This is a genomic window from Streptacidiphilus cavernicola (genome assembly GCF_042510955.1).
Classification (GTDB): Bacteria; Actinomycetota; Actinomycetes; order Streptomycetales; family Streptomycetaceae; genus Streptacidiphilus; species Streptacidiphilus cavernicola.
This window is the reverse complement of the sequence record NZ_JBHFAB010000029.1, coordinates 90,841-106,149: the sequence shown is the minus strand read 5'-3', so window position 1 is coordinate 106,149 and position 15,309 is coordinate 90,841. Positions and strand designations below refer to the sequence as shown.

The window sequence follows — 15,309 nt, the reverse complement described above, 5'->3', positions numbered from 1 at the left end:
ACCCGGCCACCATGGCAGGCGGCGCGTTCGCCTACACCATCGCCCTGTCCACCGACACCACCCCCCACAGCCCCAACACCCAGACCCCGACCCCCTACATCCACGCCTACAACACATCCGGCAAGGAAATCTACAACCAGAAGACCGACCCCGCGTTCTGACGAACACCCACCCACACCCAGCCAGCCCACGAACGGAACGGGCCCCGGAGTTCGACCGGGGCCCACTCCCGCCTGCGAGGCTATGCGTCCTCCCCCATCTCCCATGACGCCAGCTCGGCGGTACAGGGGCTTCACCCCGGGTGACAGACACAGCCGCCATCGGCGATGGCGGTGGGCACGGGCCGGCCGACTGTGACAACCGGCCGGCTTCGAAACGCCGAAGGGCGGGGCCAGTTGTCGCAGTGTCAGGCTGGAAGCCGGCCTCGATGCCCCGGCCGGCGGGCGGGCAGGTGGTCAGGCATCGCCGTTGAAGGGCCAGGATTCGATGTCGCGGTAGCGGATCATGCCTGGGCCGCGGCCGAGGTTGCTTCCTACCAGGTGGAGGCGGTCGGTCTGCCAGGGGCGGCCGTCGAAGGCGGTGAGGTCCGCGGTCGCCCGTACGACGCTGGGCTGCTCGTTGCGGCGGGCCCGAGCCAGTGTCAGATGCGGGCGCAGCGGCCGTTCCTGGAAGGCGACCCCGCAGGCCCGCACCAGGTTGCGGACCTCGGCGGCGAGCTGGTGGAGTCCTTCGAGCTCGCCCTTGACCCCGCTCCACAGCAGCCGCTCGTCGAAGTGGCCGCCGCCGCGCAGGCCCAGCCGCAGCGGCGGGCGCGAGGCCGCGAGGCCGGCGAGGGCCGGGCGCAGCAGCGGGACGGTCGCCACCGGGAGCTCGCCGAGGAACGCCAGGGTGATGTGCCAGTCCTCGATCCGGTTCCAGCGCAGTTGGGGGAACTGCTCGTAGACCGGCTGCAGAGCGCTTGCCAGTTCGTCCTTCGCCTCGTCGGGCGGGGCGAGGGCGATGAACACCCGCACGGTCGGGGGGTGGGGAGGAAGGGGCTGGGGCTGGGGCTGGGGCTGGTCGGTCATCGGGGTCAGGAGCGGCGCTTGGGTTTGCCGCGCTTGCCCGGTTGGGGCTTGCCGGAACCGGTGCGGGGGCGGCCGCCGGAGGTGCGGGTGGACGGGGTGGCCTTGGCCTGGCGGCGCTTGTCGCCTGCTTTGGCGCCTGCCTTGGCCCCCGCCTTGGCGCCTGCCTTGTCGCCGCCCTTGGCCCCCGCCTTGCCGCGCTGCTGCTTGGGCTGCGGCGCGGTCTCGGTTCGGCCGCGGGAGCTGTTGGCGGTTCGGCCGCGGACGATGCCGATGAACTCCTCCACCAGGTCGGTGGTCCGCTCCTCCGGCCAGGACAGCGCCACCTGCGACTGCGGCGCGTCGGTCAGCGGACGGTAGGTGAGGTCGCGGCGGTGGTGCAGCCGCGCCAGCGACTGCGGGACGACCAGCACCCCGATCCCCGCCGCCACCAGCTCGACCGCGTCCCTGGTCGTGGCCGGGCGCTCCTTCGCGGCGACCCCGGGACGGTCGTCCCCCCAGTCGAGGACCTCGTCCAGCGGGTGCAGCACCAGGAGCTCGGCCAGGTCGGCGACGGTCAGCTCGGCGGCCTCCGCCGCGCCGTGGTCCTTGGGCAGCACCACGACCGTGGTCTCGGTGTAGAGCGGGATGGCGCTCAGTACGGTCCGGTCGACCGGGAGCCGGACCAGTCCGGCGTCCGCCGCGCCGTCCAGCAGTGCCTGCTCCCCCTCGGCCGCGGGCAGCTGGAGCAGGGTCAGGGACACCCCGGGCAGCCGCTCGTTCCAGACCCCGACCCACTTGGTGGGTGTCACGCCCGGGACGTACGCCAGCCGGAACGCGGCCGGGAACGAGGACGGGGAGGTCGCGTCGCTGTCTGTCACACGGCCAGAGTACCGGCCGTGACCAGGGCGGGTGCTCCGGCTCGGTACCCTTGACCCCATGACGACGCCCAAGCCGAAGACGCCCGCGAAGACCCCCCAGACCATGAAGCCCGCGACCGCGGCGAAGAAGCTGGGAGTCCTCCTCCAGGCCGCTCCGGTGGAATTCCAGGAGGGCGTCGTCTCCCGCGACGAGCTCAACGCCCTGCAGGCCGACCCGCCGCAGTGGCTGGCGGACCTGCGCAGGAACGGCCCGCACCCCCGGCCGGTGGTCGCCGCCAAGCTCGGCGTCTCGATCTCCGGGCTGGCCCGCGGCGGCATCACCGAGTCCCTCACCACCGAGCAGATCGACGCGCTGCTGGCCGAGGGACCGCTCTGGCTCCAGCACGAGCGGGCCACCCAGACCGAGGTCCGCAAGGAGACCGCGCGGATCAAGGAGAAGCACCAGCAGGAGGCCGCGAAGCAGCGCGCCAGGACCGGTTCGGACCGCCAGTCGCGGTAGTCGCCCGGTCTCCCGCAGGGCCTTTACCGCTCCCTGAGGGTACATGTCAAATTTAGTCAATCGCGTTGCGGAATATGCCCGTTGAAGTGTCGAGGGGTTCACAGAATCGGCTAGGCTGCCTGCGGCTGATCATACCGGCGCCGTAGTTTCCGCTGGTCGCCCCCCATTCTCCCCACTTCTTGAGGACACCGATGGTTCGTGCTGGAGCGTCTCCCCGAGGGCGGCGATCTGAGTCCGTCCTCGCCTGGTTACTCCCCGCCGTCCTGACCGCGGCCGCCTCGGTGGTCGCGGTGGCGCTGGTCGCCCACGCGGCCCGCGCGCAGGTCGCCGTCTGCGGCGCGGTGGCCACGGTCGCCGTCGCCGTGCTCGCGGCCGAGGCCGCCCGCCGCGGTCGGGTGCTCGCCGCGCTGCGCGCCCGGGAGGCGGCTCTGGACAGCCGGCTGGCCCAGCAGGAGCGCCGCACGGCGCAGCTCGGCCAGGTGCTGCTGCCCGAAGCCGTCGCCCGGATCCAGCAGGGCGAGTACATCGAGGACGTGCTCAGGGAAGCGGCCTCGGCCGACGCCGACGAGTCCGCCGACTTCAAGGCCGCGCACCAGGTGGTGCTGCGCTCGGTGCTGGAGGCGGTGACCGCGGAGGAGGACCTGCGCGAGTCCGCCCAGCGCGCCTTCGTCAACATCGCCCGCCGGGTCCAGGCCATCGTCCACCGGCAGGCGCAGGACCTGCAGGACATGGAGCACCGGCACGGCCGCAGCCCCGAGGTCTTCGCCGACCTGCTGCGGCTCGACCACGGCACCGCGCTGGTGGGCCGGCTGGCCGACAGCATCGCCGTCCTCGGCGGGGCCCGTCCCGGGCGCCAGTGGAGCAAGGCGGTGCCGCTCTACAGCGTGCTCCGCGGGGCCATGTCGCGGATCCTGGACTACCAGCGGGTCGAGCTGCACTCGGTCTCCGAGGTCGCGGTGGTCGGACCCGCGGTCGAGCCGCTGATCCACGCGCTGGCGGAACTGCTGGACAACGCCACCCGCTACTCCCCGCCGCAGACCCGGGTGCACCTGACCGCGGTCGACGTGCAGACCGGCATCGCGGTCGAGATCGAGGACGGCGGCCTGAGCCTGACCGAGGAGGGCCGGGCCCGCGCCGAGCGGATGCTGAGGGAGGCTCAGGCCGGGATCGACCTGACCGACCTCGGCGAGACGCCCCGGCTCGGCCTCGCCGTGGTCGGCCGACTGGCCCGCGCCTACGACTTCCAGGTCTCGCTGCGGCCCTCGGCCTACGGCGGGGTGCGCGCGGTGCTGATCATCCCTCAGGACCTGATCACCACCGCCCCGGCGACCGGCCGGGCGCACGGCATCGGCGCCTCGTCCGGGCTGCGCCCGAGCGAGGAGTCGTCCGCCGCCGTCCCGAGCGCTCCGGCGCAGGCCGTCCCCAGCGCCCCGGCGCAGCCCGTCCCGGTGGCCTCGCCGGTCACCGTCCCGGCACCGAGCGCCCCCGCGCCGGCGGTCCCCCAGCAGGCCCCCGCGGTGCCGGTCGCCGCCGCAGCCGCCCAGCAGCACCGGCCCTGGTCGGCGGAGGAGGACGACGTCCCGGTGGTGACCGAGCGGACCCCGAGCGGACTTCCGCAGCGCCGTCGGCACGCCGCCCCGGCCCAGGGCCGCCCGACGGCGGTCCCCCGGCCCGCCGCGGTCGCCGTCGAGGCGGCCGAGGAGCCGGCGGTGGCGCCGGGCCTGTGGCTGTCCGCCTTCCAGGACGGCGCGAACGGCCAGGTGTCGACGAGCGCGCCGGTCGGACCTGTCAGTGACGTCGTGTCGGATGAGGTGGAATAGCTGTGATTCAGCAGCGAGCCAATATGGACTGGATGCTCAAGGATCTGGCAGACGGCGTGCCGCAGACCCGCCACGTCGTGGTTCTGTCCGCGGACGGCCTGCGGATGGCCCAGTACGGCACGGACACCGACACCGCCGACCGGCTGGCCGCGGCCTGCGCCGGGCTGCAGAGCCTGGCCGGTGCGGTGGCGACCGAACTGCCGCACGGCGACGGGCGGATGCGGCTGGTCGTGATCGAGATGTCGGGCGGCTTCTTCTACCTGATGGCGGCCGGCGCCCGTGCCTACCTCGCGGTGCTGGCCGACGAGGGCGTCGACGCCGGGCTGATGGGCGCGCGGATGCGGGACCTGGTGGCCCGGATCGGCGAGCACCTGAGCACCGGGCCGCGTGACGACGGGCAGGCCCCATGAGTGGATCGGACCAGGGCAGGGGCCACGACGCGGACCAGGAGTGGGACGACGGCTGGGACCAGGGCTGGGACGAGGGCAACCCCGAGCGGCTCTATGTGATCACCGGGGGCCGCAGCGGCGCCTCCCAGCGCGACGCGCTGGACCTGGTCACCCTGATCGTCTCGCGCGCCGAGCCGCAGCCCGAGCTGCAGCCGGAGCACTCCGCGATCCTGCGGCTGTGCCGCTTCCCGCTCTCGGTGGCCGAGCTCTCGGCCTACCTGGGCCTGCCGTTCAGCGTGGTCACCGTGCTGCTGGCGGACCTCTTAGCCGACGGGAGGGTGCAGGCACGCGCACCCTTCCAGCTGGCCAACCTTCCTGACGTCGCACTGATCGAGGCGGTGATGCATGGACTTCAAAGGCTCTGACACGCTGGTGGGACCGCGGAAGGAGGACGTTCTGCCGGCCTCGGCCACCGCCGCGGTGAAGATAGTGATCGTCGGCGGATTCGGCGTCGGCAAGACGACCCTGGTCGGCGCGGTGAGCGAGATCCGCCCGCTGACGACCGAGGAGACGATGACCCGGGCCGGTGTCGGCGTGGACGACGTCGCCGGGATCGAGCGCAAGACCGCCACCACGGTGGCGATGGACTTCGGCCGGATCAGCATCAACGACGAACTGGTGCTCTACCTGTTCGGCACGCCCGGCCAGCAGCGCTTCTGGTTCCTCTGGAACGGCCTGTTCGACGGGGCGATGGGCGCGGTGGTGCTGGTGGACACCCGCCGCCTCGAAGTCAGCTTCGATGTGATCGGGCGGTTGGAGGAGCGCGGCGTGGCCTTCGTGGTCGCCGTCAACTCCTTCCCCGGGGCTCCTTCCTATCCGTTGGCCGAGCTGCGGGCCGCGCTGGACCTGCCCGAGCAGGTGCCGATCGTCGCGTGCGACGCGCGCAGCCGCGAGTCCAGCCGTGACGTCCTGCTGACCCTCATGCGCCACCTCCACTCCCTCACCACCTCGGAGCAACTGTGACCGTCCCCCCGCCGGAGCAGACCGGTGCCGACCCGGCCCAACCCGCCGTCCCGCCACCGGGATGCCCGGCCCACGGCCTGGGCTCCGACGCGATACGGCGGCTCTACGGCCCCGAGGCCGAGGCCGACCCGATGGGCCTCTACGAGAAGCTTCGGGCCGAACACGGCACGGTGGCACCGGTCCTGGTGCACGGCGACCTTCCGGCCTGGCTGGTGCTCGGCCACCGGGAGAACCTGGACGTGGCCCGGACCCCGTCCCGCTTCTCCCGGGACCCGCGCCGCTGGCGCGACATGCAGGAGGGACGGGTCGGCCCGGCCCACCCGCTGGCCCCGATCGCCGCCTGGCAGCCGCTGTGCAACTTCGTCGACGGCAAGGAGCACGAGCGGCTGCGCGGCGCGGTCAACGACGGTCTGGCCCGGTTCGACCGGCGCGGGGTGCGCCGCCATGTCACCCGCTTCGCCAACCAGTTGATCGACGAGTTCGCCCCGGTGGGCCAGGCGGAGCTGGTCGGCCAGTTCGCCGCGCACCTGCCGATGCTGGTGATGACCCAGCTGCTGGGGATGCCCGAGGAGTACGGTCCGCGACTGGTCGAGGCGGCCCGCGACATGATGAAGGGCACCCCGACCGCCCTCGCCAGCAACGACTACATCGTGGGCACGCTGCGGCAGTTGGTGGAGCGCAGGCGGGCCGAGCCGGGCGAGGACTTCGCCTCCTGGCTGATCGCGCACTCGTCCGCGCTCAGCGACAACGAGGTGGTGGAACACCTGCGGCTGGTGCTGATCACGGCGTTCGAGACCACCGCCAACCTGATCGCCAACACCCTGCGGATGGTGCTCACCGACCGGCGCTTCCGGGCCTCGCTGGCCGGCGGCCGGATGACCCTGCCGGACGCCCTGGAGCAGGTGCTCTGGGACGAGCCGCCGCTGACCACGATCCTGGGCCGCTGGGCGACCGGCGACACCGAGCTGGGCGACCAGCGGATCAAGGCGGGCGACCTGCTGCTGCTCGGCCTGGCCGCGGGCAACGTCGACCCGGCCATCCGCCCCGACCCGACCGTGCCGGTGCACGGCAACCGCTCGCACCTGGCGTTCAGCGGCGGCCCGCACGAGTGCCCCGGGCAGGACATCGGCCGGGCCATCGCGGACACCGGCATCGACACCCTGCTGATGCGGCTGCCGGACCTGCGGCTGGCCGTGCCGGAGACCGAGCTGCGGTGGGTCTCCACGCTGATGTCCCGTCACCTGGTGGCGCTGCCGGTCGAGTTCACCCCGGGCAGGCCGAAGCAGACCGGCCCGGCGGCCTCGGCAACGACGGCAGCGACCGCGGCAGCGACGGCGGACGCCGCGTCGGCGCCCGCCACCGCCGCCACCGACCGGGCGGAGCCGCCGCGCCGCACCGGCTGGTGGTCCGGGCTCACCAGGCTGCTGACCCGGCGGTCGCGCTAGCGGTGGTCCGCAGCTGGGTCCACCACCACGCCACGGTGGGGATGGGCAGCGGCTCGGTCCGGGGGTCCGACGGGGTGTCCCGCAGGCTGACGTTCAGCCGGGCCAGCGGGTCGGGGAGCAGATGGCGGTTGCGCGGGCTGGCGTAGCGGGGGGCGGTGTCCGACCACTGGATGTTGCCGGCGATGAAGTGGCCCAGGCCTTCGAGATAGCGGCGGAGGTCCGGGCCCGCCTCCCGGGCGACCTGCTCGCGCAGCCGCAGGAACAGGGTCATCGCCCGGTCCCTGACCGCGGTGGCCTGCTCCAGCGCCGCCGCGAACGAGCAGCGGTGGTGGTGCATCAGCACATCGAGGATGTTCTGCCCCGCGCCGCCGCCGCGGTCCTCCTTGGCGTAGGAGAGCAGGTCGTTGTCGCAGCCCACGATGAATCCGGCGGCCTCGGTCACCGCCCGGACCGGGTCGGCGTACAGCTGCTCGGCGGGGACCTCGATGTCGTTGGCGATCTCGATGAAGGCCGCGTCGAACCGGCCGCCGACGTCGGCGATCCGCCCCGGGACGAAGTCGGCCAGCGGCGGCACCACGCCGCGTTCGATGTTGGCGTTCTGCCAGGCGACGCCCAGCAGGAAGTCCCTGGCCCCCTCGGCCAGCCGCTGGAACTGCACCGGCGTGGTCAGTGCCCGGGTCCTGACCACCAGGTCGGCCAGCGCGTCGGCGACCGGGTTGGCGCCGAGCATGGTCGAGCCCGGCGCCTCGATGCAGCGGATCATCCGCAGGCTGAGGTCGACCGTCTCGGCGGCCCGGACCGGCCGGGAGCTGTTGTCGAGGCGGGCGTCGTCCAGGCCGAACATCCAGTGGTTCCACATCGCGAACAGCAGCAGCCTCTCCTCGTCCCCCTCCGGGGCCAGTCGGCAGCTGAACTCGGCGGCGTGGGTGGCGATGTTCCAGGCCCGGTCGGCGGCGTCGGTGAAGATGCCGGTCGCGTCCAGCCAGGCGACGGCCTCGCGTTCGATCCGCTCCGCCGCCGGGTGGATCGCGGACTCGATCGGGCAGTAGAAGGGCGGCAGGAACAGGCCGGTCCCCATCTCAGCGCGCCCGCAGACGGAACAGCAGCAGCCGGGTCTCCACCGCGTGGTCGCGCCACACCCGGAAGAACTTCCCGTGTGCCAGCGCCGAGTCCAGCAGCCGGTCCCGGGCGACCGGCGAGGCCTCCCCCGCCTCCAGCCGCTCCAGCTCCTGGGCGTTCCAGGCCATGCTCTGCACCCAGAACTCGCGGACCCGGTCGGTGACGTCCTCGTCCTGCTCCAGCACGAAGCCCGCCGCGCGGGCCGCGGTGATGTACTCGGTCAGGGTGCCGAGCCGGGTCTTGTAGTAGCCGTCGATGAAGTCGGTCCACTCCGGGCGGCACAGGAAGTGCTCCTGGATCCCGAACCAGCCGCCCGGCCTGAGCGCCTGGGCCATCACCTCGAACAGCCGGGTCCGGTCCATGTAGCCGGAGCTCTCCACCGCCACGGCGGCGTCGTAGCGGCGCAGCTCGCCCAGTGTGTGGACGTCGCCCAGCACCGGCGACACCCGGCCGTCCACGCCCGCCCGCCGGGCGAACTCCGCGATCAGCGGCACGTGTTCGGCGGTGTTGGTGAGCGAGGTGACCCGGGCCCCGTACTCCTGGGCCCAGTGGATCGAGCCGCCGCCGAGGCCGCAGCCGACGTCGAGCAGGCTGGCCGGCGGGGCGTCCGCGACGCCCCAGGAGTCCGCCATGTGACGGAGTATTCGCTCCTGCGAGGCGACCAGCCGCTGTTTCACCACGGCCTGGCTCACCGTGGTGTTCGGGGCCGCGGCGGCGTCGAACAGCCCCACGTGGAAGTGGATCCGCGGACCCGGCCCGTACTTGTAGACGATGTCGGCGGTCTTCTTCGAGTAGTAGAGCGGCACCTGGTGCTCGTCGAAACCCACCTCGGGGGCGGTGGTCGGGGGCCGGAGTGCGGTGCTGTGGTCCACGGGTCTCCTCTGGTCAGTCTCCGCGCTGGCAATGTCTGTCCCCGTCTCAGCTGCCTGCCCAGATGATCATGGATAGTCACACCCTGCACATACCTAGAGCATATGTATCGATGAATTGACCGAATCTGAACGCTCGTTGGCCGACGAAGACTGCGCGCTCAGATGCCCCGAGCATCGCAGATTCACCGTCGGTGTTACCGCAGTGTTAGGTTCGGGCAGGGAGAGTTCGCTGGTCCGGTGTGCCATCGGACCGAGCCCGTCAGCACGCCGACCGAGGAGCCCACCGTCCTGCGAGCACTCGCCGCCGACAGTGCGGCACTCGGTCGTTCGCAGCTGCTGGAGCGCGCCCCGGCCGCTGTCGCGGTCCTGGACCCACCGGCTGCCTCGGCGCACCCGCCCTGGTGGCGGCCGGGCCGTCCGGTGCTGGCGGCGGTGCTGCTCGCCGCCGTGCTGCAACTGGTGTGGGCCTGCTTCCTGGCCACCAACGGCGGCGACATGGCCGCCCAGTACGCCTGGGCGCAGTTCGCCGCCGCCCACCCCGGATCGGCCTACGACCTCGCCTGGTACGGCGGTATGCACCCGGTCTCGTACAGCGTGCTCACCCCGTATCTGATGGCCTTTCTCGGGGTGCGCACCAGCGCCGTGCTGGCCGGGACGGTCGCCGCCGCGCTGCTGGCGCGGCTGCTGACCCGCTCCGGCATCGACCGCCCGCTGCTGCCCGCACTCTGCGGGGCGGCCGGGCTGGCCTGCGACACCGCCTCGGGCCGGGTCACCTTCGGGGTCGGGGCCTGCTTCGCGCTCGGCGCGGTGCTGGCGGTCCAGGAGCGGCGGGACAGACGGGCGCCGTGGATCGTGGCCGCCGGGCTGCTCGGGGTGCTGGCGACCCTGGCCAGCCCGGTGGACGGGCTGTTCCTGCTGGTCGCGGCGCCCGCACTGGCGCTGACCGGCCGCCGGGCCGAGGCCGTCGCGCTGGCGGTCGGGCCGCCGCTGGTGGTGGGGACCACCACCCTGCTCTTCCCCTTCTACGGGGTGCAGCCCAACAGCTCGCTCGACCTGGTGCTGGTGCTGGTGACCGCGCTGGCGGTGGCGCTGTTCAGCCCCCGCTCCTGGCGGTCGGTGCGGTTCGGCGCCTGGATCTACGTGCTGGGGAACCTGCTCGCGCTGGCGATCCCGTCGCCGGTCGGCAGCAATGTGGAGCGGCTCGCGCTGCTGTTCGCGGCGACGGTGCTGCTGGCCGCGGCCAGGGCGAGCGGCGGACGGCGGGCCCGGGTGCTGTGGCTGGCCTTCGCGGTGGCGTTCTGCTGGCAGACCGTCCAGCCGGTGTTCGACCTGGCCGACACGGTGCCCGCGGCCGGGTGGACCCGGTACGCCCAGCCGCTGGGCGCCGAGCTGGAGCGGCTGGGGGCGGACCGGGCCCGGGTGGAGGTGGTCGGCGCTGCCTCCCACGTGGAGGCCTCCAGCCTGACCCCGTTCGTCGAGCTGGCCCGCGGCTGGAACCGCCAGGTCGACATCGCCCGCAACCCGCTGTTCTACGACGGCGCGCTGACCGCGGCGGGCTACCGGGCCTGGCTGGCCACCTGGGCCGTCGGCTACGTGGTGCTGCCCGACGCCGTGCCGGACTACGGCTCGGCGGCCGAGAGCCGGATCGTCGCCGCGGGACCGTCCTGGCTCCACCCGGTGTGGCGCGACCCGCACTGGACCGTCTACCGGGTGGCCGACGCGGCCCCGCTGGCCTCCGCCCCGGCGAGGGTGCTGCACGCCGGGGCGGCCGAACTGACCCTCCGTCTCAGCGGGGCCGGCAGCACGGTGCTGCGGATCGCCTGGTCCCCCTGGCTCGACCTGCTCGGCGGCGCGGGCGGCGGCTGCCTCACCCAGGACGGCCACTGGACCCGCCTCACCGCCGTCGCCGCCGGCACCTACACCGTCGGCGCCCGCTACACCCTCCCCCGCGGCACGCCCTGCCGGTAGGGCCCGGGGACGGGGCAGCGGCACCACCGGCTCGGGTCAGCACAGACGCCTGCCGCCAGGCCCCGCGCCAAGCGTTCAGCGCTTGCGGGCGACGCCCGACCAGTAGAACGCCGCGGCCGGGTCCGCCGGGGCCTCGCCGTCCGGGCGCCAGCCGAGGACCGGGACCACACCCGGCTCCAGCAGCTCCCAGTCGCCGAAGAACCGTTCCACCTCCGCGCGGGTCCGCGGCACCAGGACCATCTCGCCCTTGGCCGCCGCGGCGACCACCGCGTCCATCGCCACCGGGTCGAAGTCAGAACCGGGGTGGGTGATCGCCACGCAGCTCCCCGGCGCCAGCGCGTCCAGCAGCACCTGGACCCGGCCCCACGGGTCGTCCTGGTCGGCGATCAGCATCAGGATCGCGACCAGGGTCAGGCCGACCGGCCGGTCCAGGTCCAGCGTCCGGGTCAGCGCCGGGTCGGCGAGGATCTTCTCCGGCTCCATCAGGTCGGCGTGGATGTACGCCGTCCGTCCCGCGCTGCTGCTGTCCATCAGCGCGCGGGCGTGCGCCAGCACGATCGGGTCGTTGTCGACGTAGACCACCCGGCTCTCCTCCGCCGCGGCCTGGGCCACCTCATGGGTGTTCCCCTCGGTGGGAATCCCGGTGCCGATGTCCAGGAACTGGCGGATGCCCTCCTCCTGCGCCAGGTACCGCACCGCGCGGCCGAGGAACCTGCGGTTCTCCCTGGCCATCACCTTGATCCCGGGGATCACCTGCTCGAACAGCTCGCCCATGGCCCGGTCCGGCGGGAAGTTGGTCTTGCCGCCGAGCCAGTAGTCGTACATCCGGGCCGAATGCGGGATGTCGGTCCGCAGATCCACCGGCTCCAACGGCTGTTCGACCAGGCCGCGCTTCATCCAATCGGTGCTGTCCGACATCGCATCCCCTCGCACACCAGTCCCACGAATCATCAAGGGCCGATCCTAGCTTGCGACTTGACCAAAACAAGGCTGATCACCTGACGGTTCGGGGCTCCAGCCCGGTGACCCGAAGGGTGATGTTGAGGCGCCCTCCCGGCAGCCCGGTCACCGCCGGGTCCCCGCTGCCGGGACGGACCGTCGGCACCCCGTGGTACGCGTACCGGGAGGGTCCGCCGAACACGAACAGGTCCCCGGAGCGCAGCTCGACGTCGGCGTACGGACGGCCCCGGCCCTCGGTGTTGCCGAAGCGGAACACGCAGCTGTCGCCGACCGTCAGCGACACCACCGGGGCGTCGGAGCGTTCGTCCTTGTCCTGGTGCATGCCCATCCGGGCGTCCCGGTCATAGAAGTTGATCAGCGCGGTGTCCGGGGTGTAGTCCGCGGCGGCGGCCGGATCACGGTAGGCGTCGGCCACCGCCCGCCGACCCAGCCCGACCAGCCACCCGGGCAATTCGGCGACCCGCGCGCCGTTCACGTCGTCCGCGGTGCGGGTGTAGCGGTAGGGCTGCCAGTGCCAGCCCAGGCACACCGTCTGCACCGACATCACTCCCCCGCGCGGCAGCCGGGTGTGCCGCATCGGCACCGGGCCGGTCGCCCAGCCGCGGCACTCCCGTACCAGCAGCCGCTGCTGATCGGGCGTCAGCCAGCCGGGCAGGTGCACCGCCCCGGGCGCGGGCTCGGCCCGCGCCCTGGGCTCCGGCGACGGTCCGAACAGCGGGACATCGGTCATCCCCCCATCCTCCCCCGCCGCGCCGGTCCACGCTCCGTACACTTGTCCGACATGGCCCTCTGGTACCGGCAGACCACCCTGGACGACCGCTGTGTCCGGATCTCGGAGCCCCGGGTCGACCCGCTGCTGTCGGCGAACCTCTGGTGGCTCCGCGGCACCGACCGCGACCTCGTCGTCGACGCCGGGCTCGGCGTGGTCCCGCTGCGCGACGAGATCCCCGGCATGTTCGAACGCGACCCGCTGGTGCTGCTGACCCACGCCCACCTGGACCACGTCGGCGGGGCGTACGAGTTCCGCGAGCGGGCCGCGCACTCCGCCGACGCGGCGGTCCTCGCCGCGGGCGTCCCGGCCAGCCTCAACGGACCCGAGCTGTACCGGCTGCTCGGCCTGGACCCGGCCGCGGAGCCGGTCCCCGAGCTGCTGCTCAGGTCGCTGCCGCACCCCGGCTACGACCCGGCCGGCTACCGGGTCCGCCCGGTCGCGCCGACCCGCCTGCTGGAGCACGGGGACCTGGTCGAGCTGGGCGGCCGCACCCTGACCGTGCTGCACCTGCCGGGGCACTCCCCCGGCAGCATCGCCCTGCTGGAGCAGCACACCGGGGCGCTCTACTCGGGCGACGTGGTCTACGACGGCCAGCTGATCGACGACCTGCCCGACTCCGACGTGCCCGCCTACCGCCGCAGCATGGAGTACCTCGCCGAACTGGACGTGTCCCGGGTCCACCCCGGCCACGGCCGCGGCTTCGACCGGGCCCGGCTCCGCGAGCTGGCCGCCGGGTACCTGCGGCGCACCGAGAACCTCCCCGGGAAATGACAAAGGCAAGGAGTTCGCACACTCCCTGCCACTACCAAGATATAGCGCACCGGGGGCCTTGCGGCAAGGCCCCCGGTGTGCCGCAGAATGGTCGGCCGAGACCGGAACCTGGGTAAATGCCGGGTTCATCGGATTGATCGTTGAATGGGCGTTTTGATGATGGACGTGATCGTGGTCGGCGCCGGACCGACCGGCCTGATGCTGGCCGCCGAACTGCGGCTGCACGGCGTGCGGGTGCTGGTGCTGGAGAAGGAGGCGGAGCCGACCAGGGTGGTCCGGGCGCTGGGCCTGCACGCGCGCAGCATCGAGGTGATGGACCAGCGCGGCCTGCTGGAGCGGTTCCTCGCGCTCGGCCGGACGTACCCGGTCGGCGGATTCTTCGCCGGTATCCCCAAGTCCGCGCCGAAGGAGCTGGACACCGCGCACCCCTACGTCCTCGGCATCCCGCAGCCGGTCACCGACCGCCTGCTGGAGGAGCACGCGGTCGGGCTGGGCGCCGAGATCCGGCGCGGCTGCGAGCTGGTCGGGCTGAGCCAGGACGACCAGGGGGTGACCGCCGAGCTGGCCGACGGCAGCACGCTGCGCTCGCGCTACCTGGTCGGCTGCGACGGCGGCCGGAGCCCGGTGCGCAAGCTGCTCGGGATCGGCTTCCCCGGCGAGGCCAGCAAGGTCGAGACCCTGGTCGGCGAGATGGAGCTGACCGCCCCGGCCGAGACGATCACCGCGGTGATGACCGAGGTCCGGAAGACCCAGCTGCGGTTCGGCGCCGGGCCGCTCGGGGACGGGCGCTACCGGGTGGTCGTCCCCGCCGCCGGGGTGACCGAGGGCCGCGGCGCGCCGCCGACCCTGGAGGAGTTCAAGGAGCAGCTGCGGGCGATCGCGGGCACCGACTTCGGCGCGCACGCGCCGCACTGGCTCTCCCGCTTCGGCGACGCCACCCGGCTGGCCGAACGCTACCGGAGCGGCCGGGTGCTGCTGGCCGGGGACGCGGCGCACGTCCACCCGCCGGCCGGCGGCCAGGGGCTCAACCTCGGCGTCCAGGACGCGTTCAACCTCGGCTGGAAACTGGCCGCGGCGGTCGACGGCTGGGCGCCCGCCGGACTGCTGGACAGCTACCAGGACGAACGGCGTCCGGTGGCCGTCGAGGTGCTGGACAGCACCCGGGCGATGATGCAGCTGATGTCCACCGATCCTGGCGCCCAGGCGGTGCGCCGACTGCTGGCGGAACTGATGGAGTTCGAGGAGGTGAACCGCCGGCTGACCGAGAAGATCACCGCGACCGGGATCCGCTACGACTTCGGCGAGGGCCACCACCTGCTCGGACGGCGGCTGCGGGACCTGGAGTTGAAGCAGCACGGCCACCTCTACGGGCTGACCCACGCCGGCCGCGGGCTGCTGCTCGACCAGACCGGACGACTCTCGGTCGAGGGCTGGTCGGACCGGGTCGACCTGGTCGCCGACGTCAGCGAGGAGTTGGACCCGCCCGCGGTGCTGCTGCGCCCGGACGGCCATGTCGCCTGGGTCGGCGAGGACCAGCAGGACCTGCTCAGCCAGCTGCCCGTGTGGTTCGGCGCCGCCTCCGGGTGAGCGGTCCGCTGCCTTCACAAGGTGAAGCCAACGGACCGACAAAAACCTCATGATGAACAACCATTGACGCGTGTCCATGCCAAGGTCGATAGTTCCCCTGATACACCCACCGTCGCTCCGAGGAGCGTCTCGCAGCAAAAAGAGAGCGCTCCCAGGACGA

Annotated in this window: 15 protein-coding genes; 9 read left to right on the top strand and 6 right to left on the bottom strand. The window is 72.9% G+C overall.

The window, feature by feature from the left end; genetic code table 11:
• Window positions 1–455: 455 nt before the first annotated feature.
• Together thpR and ACEZDE_RS29595 are read right to left on the bottom strand one after the other, a co-directional pair.
• The gene (gene thpR, locus ACEZDE_RS29600; RefSeq protein WP_380542618.1) at window positions 456–1,067 is read right to left on the bottom strand and encodes an RNA 2',3'-cyclic phosphodiesterase; all 612 of its coding nucleotides are present in this window, start codon (window positions 1,065–1,067) and stop codon (window positions 456–458) included.
• 5 nt (window positions 1,068–1,072) lie between these two features.
• Window positions 1,073–1,924, bottom strand: coding sequence for a LysR family substrate-binding domain-containing protein (locus ACEZDE_RS29595; RefSeq protein WP_380542615.1), 852 nt, complete (start codon window positions 1,922–1,924; stop codon window positions 1,073–1,075).
• Between the two features lie 58 nt (window positions 1,925–1,982).
• Between ACEZDE_RS29595 and ACEZDE_RS29590 the strand changes: the two genes are divergently transcribed.
• The 6 genes from ACEZDE_RS29590 to ACEZDE_RS29565 all read left to right on the top strand — a co-directional run bounded on the left by ACEZDE_RS29590 (window position 1,983) and on the right by ACEZDE_RS29565 (window position 7,100).
• Window positions 1,983–2,423 (top strand): DUF5997 family protein, encoded by a 441-nt coding sequence (locus ACEZDE_RS29590; RefSeq protein WP_380542612.1) that lies wholly within the window; start codon window positions 1,983–1,985, stop codon window positions 2,421–2,423.
• A gap of 191 nt (window positions 2,424–2,614) precedes the next feature.
• A complete protein-coding gene (locus tag ACEZDE_RS29585) occupies window positions 2,615–4,243 on the top strand; it encodes an ATP-binding protein (RefSeq protein ID WP_380542609.1) in 1,629 nt (542 codons plus the stop codon).
• Window positions 4,244–4,266: 23 nt separating this feature from the next.
• Window positions 4,267–4,653 carry a roadblock/LC7 domain-containing protein gene (locus ACEZDE_RS29580; protein WP_380542648.1) on the top strand — a complete coding sequence of 129 codons (387 nt, stop codon included), beginning with the start codon at window positions 4,267–4,269 and terminating at the stop codon, window positions 4,651–4,653.
• Entirely contained in the window at window positions 4,650–5,057 is a 408-nt protein-coding gene (locus ACEZDE_RS29575; RefSeq protein WP_380542606.1) for a DUF742 domain-containing protein, read from the top strand. Before ACEZDE_RS29580 ends, ACEZDE_RS29575 begins: the two co-directional genes overlap by 4 nt.
• Complete coding sequence (locus ACEZDE_RS29570) at window positions 5,038–5,655, top strand: GTP-binding protein (protein ID WP_380542603.1); 618 nt, start codon at window positions 5,038–5,040, stop codon at window positions 5,653–5,655. Before ACEZDE_RS29575 ends, ACEZDE_RS29570 begins: the two co-directional genes overlap by 20 nt.
• Window positions 5,652–7,100: a cytochrome P450 gene (locus tag ACEZDE_RS29565; RefSeq protein ID WP_380542600.1), complete on the top strand. Its 1,449-nt coding sequence runs from the start codon at window positions 5,652–5,654 to the stop codon at window positions 7,098–7,100. Before ACEZDE_RS29570 ends, ACEZDE_RS29565 begins: the two co-directional genes overlap by 4 nt.
• On the opposite strand, the gene ACEZDE_RS29560 is transcribed toward ACEZDE_RS29565, so the two are convergent.
• Together ACEZDE_RS29560 and ACEZDE_RS29555 are read right to left on the bottom strand one after the other, a co-directional pair.
• A complete protein-coding gene (locus tag ACEZDE_RS29560) occupies window positions 7,069–8,178 on the bottom strand; it encodes a terpene synthase family protein (protein WP_380542597.1) in 1,110 nt (369 codons plus the stop codon). The two genes, ACEZDE_RS29565 and ACEZDE_RS29560, sit on opposite strands and share 32 nt — an antisense overlap.
• 1 nt (window position 8,179) lies before the next feature.
• Window positions 8,180–9,091, bottom strand: coding sequence for an SAM-dependent methyltransferase (locus ACEZDE_RS29555; RefSeq protein ID WP_380542594.1), 912 nt, complete (start codon window positions 9,089–9,091; stop codon window positions 8,180–8,182).
• A 237-nt stretch (window positions 9,092–9,328) separates the two neighbouring features.
• Here ACEZDE_RS29555 and ACEZDE_RS29550 point away from each other — a divergent pair, with 237 nt between their 5' ends.
• Window positions 9,329–11,059, top strand: coding sequence for an MFS transporter (locus ACEZDE_RS29550; protein WP_380542591.1), 1,731 nt, complete (start codon window positions 9,329–9,331; stop codon window positions 11,057–11,059).
• A gap of 75 nt (window positions 11,060–11,134) precedes the next feature.
• On the opposite strand, the gene ACEZDE_RS29545 is transcribed toward ACEZDE_RS29550, so the two are convergent.
• Window positions 11,135–11,977, bottom strand: a complete 843-nt coding sequence (locus ACEZDE_RS29545) for an SAM-dependent methyltransferase (protein ID WP_380542588.1) — start codon at window positions 11,975–11,977, stop codon at window positions 11,135–11,137.
• Window positions 11,978–12,053: 76 nt separating this feature from the next.
• The gene (locus tag ACEZDE_RS29540) at window positions 12,054–12,749 is read right to left on the bottom strand and encodes an alpha-ketoglutarate-dependent dioxygenase AlkB family protein (RefSeq protein ID WP_380542585.1); all 696 of its coding nucleotides are present in this window, start codon (window positions 12,747–12,749) and stop codon (window positions 12,054–12,056) included.
• Between the two features lie 51 nt (window positions 12,750–12,800).
• On the opposite strand from ACEZDE_RS29540, the gene ACEZDE_RS29535 reads away from it, so the two are divergent.
• Window positions 12,801–13,562, top strand: a complete 762-nt coding sequence (locus ACEZDE_RS29535) for an MBL fold metallo-hydrolase (protein WP_380542582.1) — start codon at window positions 12,801–12,803, stop codon at window positions 13,560–13,562.
• Window positions 13,563–13,718: 156 nt separating this feature from the next.
• A complete protein-coding gene (rox, locus tag ACEZDE_RS29530; RefSeq protein WP_380542645.1) occupies window positions 13,719–15,149 on the top strand; it encodes a rifampin monooxygenase in 1,431 nt (476 codons plus the stop codon).
• Window positions 15,150–15,309 lie beyond the last annotated feature (160 nt).